Source organism: Trinickia terrae, from assembly GCF_005144415.1.
Lineage (GTDB): Bacteria > Pseudomonadota > Gammaproteobacteria > Burkholderiales > Burkholderiaceae > Trinickia_A > Trinickia_A terrae.
Window position 1 is genome coordinate 361990 of the sequence record NZ_SWJE01000002.1, and the last position, 14900, is coordinate 376889.

Annotated in this window: 14 protein-coding genes; 2 read left to right on the forward strand and 12 right to left on the reverse strand. The window is 56.6% G+C overall.

Going from position 1 to position 14900, the window contains the following annotated elements; all coding sequences use genetic code 11:
• Nucleotides 1-30: 30 nt before the first annotated feature.
• Genes FAZ69_RS04920 through FAZ69_RS04930 form a run of 3 tightly spaced genes read right to left on the reverse strand, consistent with a single transcriptional unit; the run spans nt 31 to nt 2352 of the window.
• Complete coding sequence (locus FAZ69_RS04920) at nt 31-696, reverse strand: acetyltransferase (protein WP_136892814.1); 666 nt, start codon at nt 694-696, stop codon at nt 31-33.
• Nucleotides 697-744: 48 nt separating this feature from the next.
• Complete coding sequence (locus FAZ69_RS04925) at nt 745-1893, reverse strand: DegT/DnrJ/EryC1/StrS family aminotransferase (protein WP_136892815.1); 1149 nt, start codon at nt 1891-1893, stop codon at nt 745-747.
• A gap of 6 nt (nt 1894-1899) precedes the next feature.
• On the reverse strand, nt 1900-2352 hold the full coding sequence (locus FAZ69_RS04930; protein ID WP_136892816.1) for a sugar 3,4-ketoisomerase: 453 nt from the start codon (nt 2350-2352) through the stop codon (nt 1900-1902).
• 871 nt (nt 2353-3223) lie between these two features.
• On the opposite strand from FAZ69_RS04930, the gene FAZ69_RS04935 reads away from it, so the two are divergent.
• A complete protein-coding gene (locus tag FAZ69_RS04935; RefSeq protein WP_136892817.1) occupies nt 3224-4051 on the forward strand; it encodes a 2OG-Fe(II) oxygenase in 828 nt (275 codons plus the stop codon).
• 31 nt (nt 4052-4082) lie between these two features.
• On the opposite strand, the gene FAZ69_RS04940 is transcribed toward FAZ69_RS04935, so the two are convergent.
• Genes FAZ69_RS04940 through FAZ69_RS04965 form a run of 6 tightly spaced genes read right to left on the reverse strand, consistent with a single transcriptional unit; the run spans nt 4083 to nt 11297 of the window.
• A complete protein-coding gene (locus FAZ69_RS04940; RefSeq protein ID WP_169708559.1) occupies nt 4083-4937 on the reverse strand; it encodes an ArnT family glycosyltransferase in 855 nt (284 codons plus the stop codon).
• Nucleotides 4915-6300, reverse strand: a complete 1386-nt coding sequence (locus FAZ69_RS04945) for a glycosyltransferase family 4 protein (RefSeq protein WP_240702113.1) — start codon at nt 6298-6300, stop codon at nt 4915-4917. The genes FAZ69_RS04940 and FAZ69_RS04945 overlap by 23 nt, the downstream gene beginning before the upstream one ends.
• Nucleotides 6301-6346: 46 nt before the next feature.
• Complete coding sequence (locus tag FAZ69_RS04950; protein WP_136892819.1) at nt 6347-7948, reverse strand: glycosyltransferase family 4 protein; 1602 nt, start codon at nt 7946-7948, stop codon at nt 6347-6349.
• Entirely contained in the window at nt 7948-9045 is a 1098-nt protein-coding gene (locus FAZ69_RS04955; protein WP_136892820.1) for a DegT/DnrJ/EryC1/StrS family aminotransferase, read from the reverse strand. The genes FAZ69_RS04950 and FAZ69_RS04955 overlap by 1 nt, the downstream gene beginning before the upstream one ends.
• Nucleotides 9046-9094: 49 nt before the next feature.
• Nucleotides 9095-10447 carry an ABC transporter ATP-binding protein gene (locus FAZ69_RS04960; RefSeq protein ID WP_136892821.1) on the reverse strand — a complete coding sequence of 451 codons (1353 nt, stop codon included), beginning with the start codon at nt 10445-10447 and terminating at the stop codon, nt 9095-9097.
• Nucleotides 10437-11297: an ABC transporter permease gene (locus FAZ69_RS04965; RefSeq protein ID WP_136892822.1), complete on the reverse strand. Its 861-nt coding sequence runs from the start codon at nt 11295-11297 to the stop codon at nt 10437-10439. The genes FAZ69_RS04960 and FAZ69_RS04965 overlap by 11 nt, the downstream gene beginning before the upstream one ends.
• Before the next feature lie 337 nt (nt 11298-11634).
• Between FAZ69_RS04965 and FAZ69_RS04970 the strand changes: the two genes are divergently transcribed.
• Nucleotides 11635-12549, forward strand: coding sequence for a glycosyltransferase family 2 protein (locus tag FAZ69_RS04970; protein WP_136892823.1), 915 nt, complete (start codon nt 11635-11637; stop codon nt 12547-12549).
• A gap of 7 nt (nt 12550-12556) precedes the next feature.
• On the opposite strand, the gene rfbD is transcribed toward FAZ69_RS04970, so the two are convergent.
• Genes rfbD through rfbA form a run of 3 tightly spaced genes read right to left on the reverse strand, consistent with a single transcriptional unit; the run spans nt 12557 to nt 14897 of the window.
• Nucleotides 12557-13456 (reverse strand): dTDP-4-dehydrorhamnose reductase, encoded by a 900-nt coding sequence (gene rfbD, locus FAZ69_RS04975; protein WP_136892824.1) that lies wholly within the window; start codon nt 13454-13456, stop codon nt 12557-12559.
• Between the two features lie 11 nt (nt 13457-13467).
• A complete protein-coding gene (gene rfbC, locus FAZ69_RS04980) occupies nt 13468-14019 on the reverse strand; it encodes a dTDP-4-dehydrorhamnose 3,5-epimerase (RefSeq protein ID WP_136892825.1) in 552 nt (183 codons plus the stop codon).
• The gene (rfbA, locus tag FAZ69_RS04985; RefSeq protein ID WP_136892826.1) at nt 14004-14897 is read right to left on the reverse strand and encodes a glucose-1-phosphate thymidylyltransferase RfbA; all 894 of its coding nucleotides are present in this window, start codon (nt 14895-14897) and stop codon (nt 14004-14006) included. Before rfbA ends, rfbC begins: the two co-directional genes overlap by 16 nt.
• Between the last annotated feature and the right edge of the window lie 3 nt (nt 14898-14900).

The following is a 14900-nucleotide window of genomic DNA, read 5'->3' on the forward strand; positions in this document are numbered from 1 at the left end:
CGGGTCGGCCACGCTGAAACAGCGCCTCACTTAAATATCGGTCTCGGTGGCCAGCTTGCCCGGAACGGGCTTGGCCCCTGAACTCACGTAAATGCGGTTGGCTTCCGTATCCTTTGTGATCAGCGAGCCGGAGCCGATCACGCAGTGATCGGCCACTTTGACGTGGTCATTGAACGTGCTGTTCACGCCGAGAAAACAGGATTCACCGATCTCGCAGTAACCCGAAATCACGACATGCGACGAGACGAAGTTGTGATCCTTGATGACCGTTCTGTGTCCGACGTGGTTGCCGCTCCAGAGGATGCAGTTGTTGCCGATGGTCACGAACGGTTGAATGACGTTGTTTTCGAAAATGAAGGTGTTCTCGCCAATCACTGCGTTGCGCCATACGAATGCTCGCGAACTGATATAGGTTGCGAACCTGTATCCCTTTTGCTTTGTCTCCAGATAGAAGCGCGTACGCAATGCATTGAGCTGGGACGACGGGATAGCGACGAATAGCGTGTACTCCGACGGCGGGTACAGCGTTTCAAGCTCTTCGTACGCGATGACCGGCTTGCGGTTAAGTTCCGGTTGGCGGATGTAGTTGCGCTCAACGCAAAACGCGACGACTTCGTAGTCTGAGTCATGCGTGAAATATTCGTCGGCGATTTCGGCCATTTCGCCGGCACCAATCAGTACAAGCTTCGTTGCCATGCCTGTCTCTCCTTTTCGAGAATCTAAAAAGCGCGATCCCGGTTGTCATCAGAGATGATGATCCACTCCGGCCGCACGGTTTGCCGTCCGAGTGCCATCGGTACGCCGGAAGTACTCGAGCACGGCCGCGGCGACAGTTTGCACGTCGTGCGCACTCAGATAGGTGGCGAACGGAAGGCTGAGTACCTGCGATTGCAATCGCGAAGCGATCGGCAGGTCGGGCCATGTCTGGTCCGCATAGGCACGCTGCCGGTGGTTTGCGATTGGATAGTGGACAAGCGTACCAATGCCCTGTTCGCTCAGAAAGATCTGCAAGCCATCACGACACGGCGTCTGCACTACGAACAGGTGCCAAACGGGCTCTGTGCCCTTCAGCACGGTAGGCAGATGCAGCGGCGCCGGCGCGAGTGCTTCGGTGTACGCCTGAGCGAGTGCCGCACGCTGCCGGTTTTCTTCGTCGAGGTGACGCAGTTTGACGCGCAGCACAGCCGATTGCATATCGTCGAGCCGCGAATTCACACCGCGGAGATCGTGATGATATTTGACTTCGGATCCATAGTTGCGCAATTTCCGCAGCGTCGCAGCCAGTGCAGCGTCATTCGTCGTAATGGCGCCGCCATCCCCCAGCGCGCCGAGATTCTTGCCCGGATAGAAGCTAAACCCCGCAGCATCGCCGAGGCCTCCGGTACGCCGACCGTGATAACGCGCGCCGTGCGCCTGTGCAGCGTCTTCGATCACCCGCAGACCATGCCGTCGAGCAATCGCGTTGATCGGATCCATGTCGGCAGGCTGGCCGTACAGGTGCACGGGCATGATCGCGCGTGTGCGTGGCGTGATGGCGGCCTCGATCTTTTGCGGATCGATGTTGCAGGTCAGACCGTCGGGCTCTACAGGCACCACGCATGCGCCCGCCTGGCTCACGGCAAGCCACGTCGCGATAAACGTGTTGGATGGAACGATGACCTCGTCCCCCTCGCCTATTCCATATGCGCGCAAGATCATATGCAGCGCATCCAGCCCGTTCGCCACGCCGATGCAGTGTTCGACGCCGCAGTATTCAGCGAATTCCCGCTCGAACGAGAGCGTCTCCTCACCTAACACATACCTGCCAGAGTCAATCACGCGGCCGATGGCATCGCGGATGTCGTTCTCGAATCGCGTATTAGCCTGCTTGAGATTCAGAAAGTCGATTTTCATTCGTCGTCAGCGATGTGGCGTCTCTAAGGGATGATTCAGGTCTCCGCCTTTTTTTGCGTGTACCAAGTGCATGAACTCATCGTGATCGCGGATGTAGTCGGCTGGATCGTAGACCGCCGAGGCAAGCACCATGCAAACGCCTCCCGACGAAAAGTTGTCGAGCGTCCGCCACATCATGGGGCAAATATAGAGCCCGTAGTACGAACGGTTCAGATGGAAGCGGCGCTGCCGCTCGCCGTCATCGAGCACGATGTCGAAGCTGCCGGACATCGCAATGATAAATTGATGCAGGTTGCGGTGCGCGTGGGAGCCACGGTCTGAGCCACCTGGCACATCGTACAAGTAGTAAACGCGCTTGATATCGAACGGAATGTGATTGCCGCCTTCAACGAAGGTCAGGTTGCCTCGTGGATCGGTGATCTTTGGCAGCTCGATAATCCGACAATCATTCAGTGGCATGCTCGCTTTCCTCCAGGCTCAATTCGTCGATTCGTGGTCCACATCGCTGGCGGACCGCACTTCACACACAGGCCTCGTGCCTTGGATTGGACTTGCTGATACACCGCAGGGAACTTTATGGTTGAACAAACTTGGTGCTTTCCGCGGGGGGAGATCGAACAGACAAGGTGACGTAAAAGTAGCACAAATCCGCTTGACCGGGCCAAGCTGGCCCGGACTTTGCTACTCCCTTAGCACGGAGTCATGCTCGATAAGCTCCAAACTGTCGCTTGAGGGATCGCAAACGAGCGGTGATCTTCCAACTCGCCGATAACTCGTCATGTATGCGCTGTCGCGCCCGAGTTGCGTCCCCTGCCGATGTGTCGGCGCAAACGATCACGCCTCCAGGTTCTTGAGTTCCGCCTTCATGCGAGCGGAAAGATCGGCAACGATCCGTTATGAGACCGTCTCCGGCAATCGGAGCAACTCCACGCGCGGATAGTATCAATCCGATTCCAGCCACTGTGCAGCAGCCGAATCCGACGAGACGACGTCAAGCGGTCCCGCTCTGCCGTCATTGATCACCACATTCTTGATTCGGAATATGCGTTGCACGGCGGGCGACATCTTACGGGCAACACGAGGTCCGACGATTTGGTATCGCCCAAAGCGAGCAAGAAGGTATTACCAAATCTGTCCTACCCCCCTAATTTTCCGGTTAGGGCGAGAGAATTCGAACTTCCGGCAACCTGCACCCCATGCAGGTCCGCCAGGAGACGGGCACTACGCCCCGAAAGACGAAACTATAACAGAGAGATTGCTAGGCTCCCGCATCTAGCAGGCAGCGCGATGACGTGCCTCCGGCTTAGAACTGGGCGGGATACTGAATCTTTTGAAAAAAATCATCAACGACTTTACGAAGATGACAAGCATTGTTCGCTCGGCGACCGTAAACGACCTCGTTGCACTGGCCCCATCAGTTAGGGACAAGGTCGCCTCCGAAGGTTTCGTCCTTATTAGAGGTATGTTTGATCGTTTGGAAATACAACAAAAACTTACCTCTCTTTATACTTATGCCAACACTGCCTCGCATAAGCCATCTGCTGGCGTTTCTCCTGCCGAAATCCGTTGCAATATGACGAAATGGTCGATTGGAGGCCATAGCCAATCTCAAGCCGGTCTGCCGCGATTCATGTTGACGGTCTACAACCCTCTTTGGGATGAAGATACGTTTAAACTCCACAGTGATTTCAGCAGACTTATCGAGATTCGCGACACCCTTGCCGGCCGTGAAACGCTTATCGATGATCGGTTAGCACCAGCAAGATACAACGGATGCCGCGTGCAGATCTACCCTTCCGGGGGCGGTTTTATGGGTGCTCACGTCGACTCACGCGCGGCGTCGAATCTTGAAGGAACCGCGCACTGCGCGTATATCCAGATGGTATTGCTGCTAACAGAGCGTGGAAAAGATTATCAATCCGGGGGGGCTTTTGTAATCAGCGATGATAAGACAATTGACTCTGAGGCTGAAAGCCTCGCAGGTGATCTTCTGGTTTATGACGGCAGCACCCATCATGGTGTAGCCGACATAGATTCGAATATCGCGTTCGACATCTCCAATTTAAGGGGCCGAGCTGTCGCATTGGTTACCGTTCTTACAAAGGACGACATTCTTCATAAGGTGAAGCCAGGGAAAACTACCGGGACTACTGCTTAACCTTCACGACCAGTAAATGTATGGTCACGGATTAGCATGACAACTCCATCGGTATGGAAGCCGCGCCCATGTCATACTCGGTGGAATGGGCTCCATATCCAAACGAAAAGAGGTAGCCGAATATTTCTTTGAAATTGGATGCATACCAAGGAACGGAGATTAGCAAAAACACAGCGACACTCATGGCCAGTTGCGCTATGTTCCGCATCAAAGTCTTCCAGCTATCCAGCAGCCACACCAAGCCAAAATCCGGTAGAAAAGCGACACTCATTGTCCGGGAAAGGAGCATCAGACCGAGAGCCGCCCCGATCCAAAATGACCAAAACCACGATGAAAATCGATCAGCTTTATAGTAGGCAAAATTTGCCAGCAAGAAAAATGTGGCAGGCAGCCCGCATTGATATTTCCTAGTATAAAGAACAATATCAGGCAGGGTTGCAACCAGCAGAGATACGCATATAGCAGCCAGCCTGGAGGATTGCTCGCGCACCCACCAAAATGTCACGAGTACGGTGGCCGCATAGAATAATATATGAGCGTAAAAGGCGATATTTTCATCCACCCCCAATCGAGCCATCAAAATGGACGAAACAATTGGGCTTAGCGGTGCAAATTTCGTTGGGTATGACAATGCAGCCAACCATGCCGGAATTCCGCCATATTTAAGTGCATTTGCATACGCTATGGCCTGGGACATGCAACCGGCTTCGTCAATCGTCAAAGCCAGACCAAACCGGTTATGTTCGACCCACAGGAGGTTGCTCCAGGACACAAGCGCAGCCAGAATCAGCGCCGCGCCAACAACTATCGCACGAGACCTTGTTGAATCGAAGGTATTCGAATTCTTATCTTCGCCCCTCGCCTCATGCGGATTTGACCAACGCAACAACCTCCTCCACATATCGAGCCATGTCGAAGCTGCCGGCGACATGAGCAGCGAGCTTAGCGACCACCTGTGATCTAAGTTCCGAGGAGAGCAGCAAACGGCTGGCCTTGTCAGCCAGATCCTCCACATCCAAATAGCCCGCAACACATGTGTCTTTCAATCCAGCGCCTTCCAGAAAGGGCACAATCCCCGTTGTCTTGTCGAAACAAATTAACGGCTTGTTGAAGAACATGGCATCGATTGCCACATTTGGCAAAGGGTCAAGCCTCGAGCTCAGCAAGAAAAGATCGGACAACTCATATGCAGTTTCGATTTCCGTCGTCTCATCGATGATTTCGACGGCCTCCGTCAAACCGGCGCGCATGATCTGGTCTTCCAGATAGACCGAATATGCGCCATCCTTTCTCGGCTCGTATCCCTGGCCGATCCACACGAACCGGCACTGCCCCTCACCGACCTTGGACGATATCCGACGCGCACACTGCAGGAACAGGTCGATACCCTTGCGATAACTGACCACACCCGCGCCGAGCACCACGTATTTCCTCGAATCCTCGCCGCCGGGCCGCAGAATGGATCGCAACCTTTGCTGCTCCCTCTGCGCCGCCTCGTCCTTGACGCGTTTGCCCGGTATGCGGGAGCGCCCCTGAGGCAAGATATGTATCTTCTCCGGCTTGTAGTCGTCGACGTATCTGGCCGCATCTTTGAATGTGATTTCTGAGGAAAACACGACCTGTTGCGGCACCGTCGTCATTGCTTTAAAAACCGTCGGCGGATCCGGATAGCAGGAAGCAAATTCGTGGATCAGGCTCACAGAGGGAGTCCCAATTTGCCGCAATGGCTTGACGACCAACCGCGACTCGACGCTATTCACGATGGCAAAGGCGGGGTTGAACTCCCGAACGAGGCACTCGACAACGTGCTCGGCGTGCACTTCGCTGAACCGCGCGTAGTGTGCCGGCACATAGGAAATGTCGAGTTCCTTGAACGAGGCCTCGAGAATGCCGCCGCCAAGTGAGAGCACGACCACATTCATAGAGCGGGACAACAGTTCCGCCATGTTGTAGACGAGGACGGGGGCGCCAGTCAACGAACATTCGTGCGTTACCAGCAAAACGGTTTGGCGCGCAGGATCAAATACCTTGTTCTCGGTATATTCGAATGCCGGGAATCGATAGGCTCTCTCCTCGGCTCGGCCATATTCGATATAGTGCTGGACCGGATCGACACCCGCCTCACGAACATCGGCATTCAGTTTCAGGTAAGCATCCGGATCGAAATCCTTGAGCTCCTCTATCCGCTCTCGCTTGATCTTGAGACCGGCTTTCTCGATTAGATTCTTAACAATTCTCACCAGGTTCACACCGAAATAATTTGCACCGTCTTTGTCAAAGCAACGCAGCCCAGCTCTACTTATCAAGCATCACACCAATCAGCCTCCTGACCTTTCCTTTCCAAGATCGTGAAAGTCTTTCAGACATGATTTTCTGCTCCATGACTGACGTCTCCAATGCCGCCTTTTCCCGGACCAACTGCGCAATTTGGGCTTGCTGCATCAAAATCGTCTTTCTGTGCTCTTCATACGCGGAACTGACTTTCATCCATTCGTGGAATATTCTATTTTTCTCAGACTCCAGATGTTCCGCTTCCTGAGCCCTGCGATGCTTTATATCGAGGTAATTCCGTAGCGGGTTCCCGTGATAGACATGCCACGGCGGCACATGAGCAGCGCAGTCCAGCCCACTGTCAAAGGCTCTCATAAAAGCACCCTTCGAGTAGTAACGCTCGAAATACCGCAATGCGGATTCGGCGTGCTGCCTCAAGGACTGCTCGTCCCACTGCGCGAAAATCCGACAAAGCTCCTCATATCGGCTCCAGGTATAACAATCTGGATAAGCGAGATCGCAGCCGCCATGGTTACGAGAGCGGTATGACTCGTGCAGGACAACGGGCACCCCGACCGACATCGCCTCGATCAACGCTTTACCACCGCCAATCGGGAAGGAGGAGACATACACGTCCACTGCATTTTCGATCAGCGCCCGAGACAGCGAAGGGACCCACTCGATGTGAATGAATCGATCTCGGCTCACGTTCTCGGCATCGAGTTCTTGATGAATTTTCTCGAGAAACGCATCGGACAATTCCCCGATGTGCACATGGTACCCGTGCGAAATCTTCAGAATGCAGGCCACCGCGCGTTCATAACGAAGCACATACGATCCCGATTCGAACTTGGACATCCGCCCGCACGAGCAAGTCGTCAACACTCCTCGATCGAGAAAACTGGTCTTGATTTTGGATGGGTGCACAACACTGATCGGCCAATAAAGCTGTTGCGTGACTCCAATCGCCTTTTTACATAATTCAAATGAATTGTTGTGCAAATCGACGTGCTGAAACGCCTCGCACGTCACGCCGAGGGACAGATGGTGATCGCCATGGTGGATGTAGTAGCGGTTCCTTGCGCCGGGAGCGTGGGCCGCCACAACACACACGACGTCCTGGTTGTGACCCAGGGTCAAAATGGTGGAAGGATTCCATTCGCTGAGCCGAACGGCCAGAGCATCGAGTTTGCCGTCAAGCTCGGTTTCCGTCGCGATGAACACTTCACAGCCCAGCAGAGACTCCCACTCATTGATCGCCGCGTGATCTACTCGATTGAACAAATCAGTCAAGGCGATGCGAACCGGACTCTCGAACAATCCGAGAGCCAAATAGTCCTTGATCAGTTCGACATGCCCTCCGGCCCTAACGAGTTCGGAGGCCAGAATGACCGTGCCGCGCCCCTCCCTTTCGGGGGCATGGCGGCGATCAGCATAATAGGCATCAGCGAGCGTCCGGCACAGCGTATCGAGTTCCCGGCTTGCGAAAACAATGCCAACCGACTCCGGGTCGTTGATAACTTGCTCGGTAAACGACTTGATGCAGACCATCGCATCCCCGTAAAGCGACTGGGAAAGTCGTTTCATGACCGTTTCTTGCAAACGGTCCAGATCGAAATCATGCATCACTGGAAATCCGCGATCGTTTCACAAACGTAGGCTGCTTGCTCGAGGGTCATGTGCGGTCCTATCGGCAGACTGAGCTCCGTCTCGGCCAATGCCTCGGCAATAGGGAAAGCCCCCTTTTTGAAGCCGAGGAACTGGTATGCCTGCTGCAAATGAGGAGGAATCGGGTAGTGAATCAGCGCCTCGATACCCGCCTCCTTGAGGCTCGCTTGCAAAGCATCGCGTCGCTGCAAAAAAACGGGAAACAGATGCCATGACGAGGCGCAATCCGGATGCTGAGCCGGCACCCGCACATTGGTATCTTGCAAGTGCTGACGGTAGTAGTCAGCAATCTCCACACGACGTGCGTTCCAGTCGTCGAGGAACTGCAGCTTGACTGCCAGTGCCGCAGCGTGGATCGGATCAAGCCGGCTATTTACGCCACAAACCTCATTGACGTATTTGACCTTGGAGCCATAGTTTGCAATCGTCCGGATCCGCTCCGCGAGTTCAGCGTCGTTGGTCGTGACACCGCCCGCGTCACCGAACGCGCCGAGATTCTTGCCGGGATAAAAGCTCCATGTCACAGCGTCGCCGTGCCCGCCGATTGACATGCCACGGTAGCGGGCTCCGTGCGCCTGCGCACCATCCTCGAGGACCCGGACGCCTTTGCGACGGGCCAAGTCGAGGATCGGCCCCATTTGCGCAGGTTGCCCGTACAGATGAACGGGCAGAATGACCTTGGTCTTGCTGGTCATGGCCTGCTCGATGCGCTGCGGATCGATATTGAGGGTGTCGGCATCGGGTTCGACCGGCACGGGACGCGCACCGCACTGCGTAACCGCAAGCCAGGTAGCAATGTAAGTATTGGACGGAACAATGACTTCGTCCCCTTCGGACACCCCCATCGCCATCAAAGCGATCCGCAATGCATCGAGCCCGTTGCCGACCCCGATCGCAAAACGGGCGCCCGTGTAATCGGCAAACGATTTCTCGAATCGGGCCACCTCTTCCCCAAAGATATACCACCCAGAATCGAGCGCACGCGCGACCGCCCGATCAAGCTCGGACTTGAGCTCAAGATAGGCACTTCGGACATCAAGAAATGGCACCTTCACAATCGTGTTCCTTGCTCTCTAAAAGAATCGCTTTGGCCGCACATTCCCTTCACACCGCAACGCTCGCGCCTATCTCCCTAATGTCGAAAGCGACATCCTGCCAAACCATGGCGGGAAAGATATTCTCGGCGCGCGATCCGAATGTACTTTGGAACACTCTCGCATTTTCCAGCACATCGATAAATTGATGGACTTTGTTCTGCTGAACGATGCTCTCGACCCCGACGCTGACGGTATATCCACCTTGAGTCAGCGTGTTGACCCCGGAAATATCGATGCAATAGGTCTTGCCCGCCTCGAACGACGGCATATCGACATGAGGGAAGTTGGAGTTGATGGCCCCCACAACCTGATTGCCCTTGAAATCGCGCAGTGAATACCCGACCGCCGGCCGCTCGATATCCGCGTTCGCCCTGACGATGACTCTTACCGTATACGGGTCATGTAATTCCAGCAGTTCGGTCGCCTCTCCATGCGCGTTCATGACAATGACGTCCACAATGGTAGCCCGCCCGTCGCCGTAGCGAGTATGGCCGTCGAGAAAGGAGACCGCTTCGTGCGGGACGGCTTCCGGAACCTCGGGCGTCGCATGATTGGACGCATCCTCTGCCGAATGCCCCGCGGTGATCCGATTGATATCGAGGTTCATCTCGCTGACATAGGCCCCGACTACCTCCCTGGGATCGCCGCAGGCCACAGCGCGACCCTGCTTGAGCCAGAGCACCTTGCTGCAAATATTGCGAACGCTGCTCATATCGTGGCTGACGAAAAGCACCGTCGTGCCGCCGTCCATGAGCTCGCGCAAACGGACCATGCACTTGGCCTGGAACGCAAGGTCGCCGACAGCCAGCGCCTCGTCGACAATCAGAATGCTCGGATCCATGCTCGCGGCGATCGCAAAAGCGACACGCACGAACATCCCCGACGAATACATCTTGACCGGCTGATCGATGAACATGCCTACGTCGGCAAACGCGACGATATCGTCGTAACGCGCTTCGATTTCCTGCTTGCTGAGCCCAAGCAGGGTTCCGTTCATGAAGATATTCTCGCGCCCGGTGAATTCCGGGTTGAAACCGGCGCCCAATTCCAGCAGTGCCGCCACGCGGCCGTTTACTTCGACATGCCCATGCGTCGGACTCAGCGTGCCGCAGATCATCTGCAGCAAGGTGGACTTACCGCTGCCGTTTCGGCCGATGATGCCGACCGTCTCGCCCTTCTTCACTTCGAAGGACACGTCGTCGAGCGCCCAGAAATCGCTGCAATAGTGTTTCGGCTTGGCGCCGGCCAGCTTGTAAAGCCGCGGTAGCACGAACTGCTTCAGCCGATCGCGAGGCGTTTCGTAGATCTGGTAGCGCTTGCCGAGCTGGTGAACCCGGATGGCGATATCGTCACAGGACATCGGCAAACCCCTTTCTAGTCTTCTGGAACCACGCGTAACCCGCCCATGCCACGCTGCAGGCAGCGAGCATATAAACGGAGAGTCCCAGCCAGTCGGGCGTGCGCCCCCAAATCAGGACGTCGCGAGTCTGCTCGATAATGAACGTCAAAGGGTTGGCCATGATAAACGGCCGGAACCGCGGCGGGACCGCGGTCACGGGATAGAACACGGGCGAAAGAAACATCAGTACGGTCGTCAGCAGCCCAATGGTCTGCCCCACGTCGCGAAGGAAAACGCCAAGCGAAGCGAGAATCCACGCCAGCCCCAGCGTAACGATGACGAGCGGCAGCAGCACCAGCGGAAAGAACACCACCGTCCATGCGAGGCTGCCATTGAAGACGAAAACCGCGCACAACAGAACCGCCACGCTGACGCAACTGTGGAACAGCGCTGCACCCATTGCGGAAACCGGGAGCACTTCGATCGGAAAGACGACCTTCTTGACGAAATTGACGTTCGCGATCACTAGAGTAGGCGCTCGGTTGATCACTTCAGAAAACAAATTCAGCACGATCAAGCCGGCGAACAACAGCATGGCGAACCCGGTCTTGCTTTGTATCGCGCCGCCAGCGCCACCCCAGCGGGCCTTGAACACCTCGGAAAACACAAAGGTATAGACGGTCAGCATGAACAGCGGCTGAAAGAAGGACCATGCCAGTCCCATGGCGGAACCTTTATAGCGGCCGAGGACCTCGCGCCGCGTCATCTGCGCGATGATCTGGCGGTGGCGCCAAAGTCCGCAAAGCAAGGAAACCGGGCCGCAACGCGGTACGGCGTGAGGGTCGGACGCCCGTGTCATCGGCCCACTCATGCATAACACTCCAATGTTAGTTCCTTAATCCGTGATCGCGGCCAATGTGACTACGCAGCCTGCTCCGTCGACCAACACCGCGCGATTATCCAATTCAGGCAGGTGCCGCTCGCCAGCGCATGGCTCGATCGAACGGACAAGGCCCACTATTTCAGCGGCGCCCCAGCCGACCAACCCGCCCGTCTCGCAAGCAACTCCGGAATTGCCTTTTTGGACGGCCCCGCCCAAAATACTTGATTATTTCATAGCAGGAAGTCGGTGCCCACGTCCTGGCACCGCCCCATGCATCTTGGCTTCTCGCCACCCACAATCTCTTTCGTTGCCAGGCAGGTTGAATTTGTCATACCGCTCCGACGCCGTAGTCGTCACCTATCAACCCGATATCGCCTCACTCCATCGCCTCATCGTTGCGCTCGCGCCGCAAGTCGGCACGATTACGATTGTCGACAACGGATCGACAAATCTGGGCGAATGGCAGTACCAACTGCCCGGGGACAACGTTCAGGTCCTCGCGCAGCACGCCAACCTAGGCATCGCCAGCGCCATCAATGCAGGCTTCGAAGCCGTACGCCGTCGCGGCACGGCTCAATTCGTCGCCCTCTTCGATCAAGACTCGACGCCGTCGGACAGCATGATCAACCGACTCGAACGCTATTGCGACGAACTCGCGAGCCGGGGACCGGTTGCTCAGGTCGGCCCTTATTTCTTCGAGCACAATCGCGGGCATCACCTCCCCTTCATCGAGTTCAAACGCGGCTTTCCCCGCCGAAAGCATCTACGCGGCGAGGAACGCTGGACGACGGCCGATTACCTCATCAGCTCGGGGGCGCTAATCCCGCTTCACGCCATCGACAAGGTCGGTCCGCTCGATGACACGCTCTTCATCGATTACGTCGACATCGAATGGGGCCTCCGCGCCAAGGCGGCCGGCTTCCAAAGCTACGGCGCGTTCGATGTCCGGATGGAGCATGCGATTGGCGAAAAAGCCCTGGACCTCGCCGTAGTTCGCTTGGCGATGCACAAACCCATCCGCCGTTACTACTACTATCGCAACGCGCTACTGCTGTGTCGGCGCAGCTACGTGCCTGTCAGTTGGAAACTCCACGAAGTCGCGCGTCTTGCGCTGAAGTTCTGGATCTTTGCCCTGTTCTCACGAAATCGCGCGCCCGATGTCAGGATGATGCTGAAAGGCATCACCGACGGTGTGCTCGGGCGCACGGGCAAACTGCAAGACAAACTCAATCCTCGCTGAATCGCGCTCAGCGACTTGCGAGGCACAAGGCAAGCGCCTCCTTCCAACCAGGTGCGCGCAATCCAAACACCCGCTCCAGCTTGTCGCCCGCCAACCGCGAGTTCGTCGGCCGCTTAGCCGGAGAGGGATACTCGCTCGCCGAAATCGGCAGGACATCAGGCCGATTTTCGAGCTTCGCGAACTCGAAAATCGCGGAGGCAAAGCCATGCCATGAAGTCGAGCCGCTCGCCGTCAGGTGATACGTCCCGGAATGCGTCTCCCACCATTGCGCACTGTCCTCTGCCGAACAGGCTTGCGATACCGCATGCGCTGTCAATGTCGCAATGGTATTGCTCCACGTCGGCGCGCCGAATTGATCGGCCACGACCTTCAGTTCCGGCCGTTCGGCGCCGAGACGCAGCATGGTCAAGAGAAAATTCTTTCCGCGAGTGCCGTACACCCAGCTAGTACGAAATATCAAATGGGGAACGCCAACCGCGGTGATCGCTTGTTCGCCGGCGAGCTTGCTGCGGCCGTACATATTTTGAGGTTCAGTAGCGTCCTCTTCGACGTATGCCCCGTCCTTTTCGCCGTTGAACACGTAGTCCGTCGAATAATGAACCAACGCTGCCCCAAGCCTTTTCGCCTCTTCGGCAAGCACGCCGGGAGCCTCGCCATTGATCCGCATCGCAAGATCCGGCTCACTCTCGGCTTTATCCACCGCCGTATAGGCGGCGGGGTTGACGATCAATGCGGGCCTTACCTCGCGGATCAACACGCGCAGCTGGTCGAGGTCCGAAAGATCAAGCCGCGTACGATCCGCCGCCACGACCGCCCCCAGCCCCTGCAGCGCACGGACCAACTCGAAGCCGACCTGCCCATTCGTGCCTGTCACCAGAATCGTGCGCTTCGCATCATGTACGTTCACTGGGCCGCCTTTCACACGCAGACTTCAGCATCGGCGAGACGCTTGCCCGCCACATCTTTCGCCGCCAGCAGCGGCTCGAAATCGATCGGCCATTCGATGCCGATCTCCGGATCGTTCCAGACGATGCTGCGCTCGTGCTCCGGGTACCAATAATCAGTCGTCTTGTAGAGAAACTGAGCCGTCTCGGACAACACTACGAAACCGTGCGCGAAGCCTGGCGGAATCCAGAGTTGTCGATGATTGTCGCCCGACAACATCACGCCTTCCCACTTGCCGAAATTCGGCGAGCTCCTGCGGATGTCCACTGCAACGTCGAACACCTCCCCCTCGACCACGCGCACGAGTTTCCCCTGCGCATGTTCGATCTGATAGTGCAATCCGCGCAGCACGCCCTTGGCAGAGCGTGAATGATTGTCCTGCACGAACTCGACGCCGGCAGCGACCTTTTCGGCGAACTCTCGCGCATTGAAGCTTTCGAGGAAAAACCCGCGCGCATCGCCGAACACTTTCGGCTCGATGATCTTGACTTCAGGAAGCGCCGTGGCGGTTACTTGGATGGCCATGCAACTTGATCCGTAAGAAGGTTCTTCAGGTACCGCCCGTAGCCGTTCTTCGCCAGAGGCACAGCGAGCTTCTCCAGCTGCTCCGCGTTGATCCATTGCCGGCGATACGCAATCTCTTCCGGACACGCCACCACCAGCCCTTGCCGCTTCTGCAGCGTGGCAATGAACGTCGCGGCCTCAATCAGCGAATCGTGCGTGCCGGTGTCGAGCCACGCGTAGCCGCGGCCCATGATCTCGACATTGAGCGCGCCGTTAGACAGATACCGCGAATTCACGTCGGTGATCTCGAGCTCGCCGCGCGCCGAAGGCTTGATATCGGCAGCGATATCGCAAACTTGATTGTCGTAGAAATAAAGGCCCGTCACGGCATAGTGCGAACGCGGCTTGGCCGGCTTCTCCTCGATCGACAGCGCGCGGAAATCCTTGTCGAACTCCACCACACCGTAACGCTCAGGATCGTGCACGTGATAGGCGAACACGGTTGCGCCAGTTTCCTGCGCATCCGCCCGCTCGAGCTGCTTCGCGAGATCGTGCCCATAGAAAATGTTGTCGCCGAGAATCAGCGCCGACGGGTCGTTGCCCACAAAATCCTTCCCGATGAGGAACGCCTGGGCGAGACCGTCCGGCGACGGCTGTACCGCGTACTGGATGTTCATGCCCCACTGGGCGCCGTCGCCGAGCATCGCTTCGAAGCGCGGCGTATCCTGCGGCGTCGAGATGATCAGCACGTCGCGGATACCGGCCACCATCAGCGTCGACAGCGGGTAGTAGATCATCGGCTTGTCGTACACGGGCAGCAACTGCTTCGATACGACGTGGGTGATCGGATACAGCCGCGTCCCCGAACCGCCCGCCAGGATAATGCCTTTACGCGCCATGGC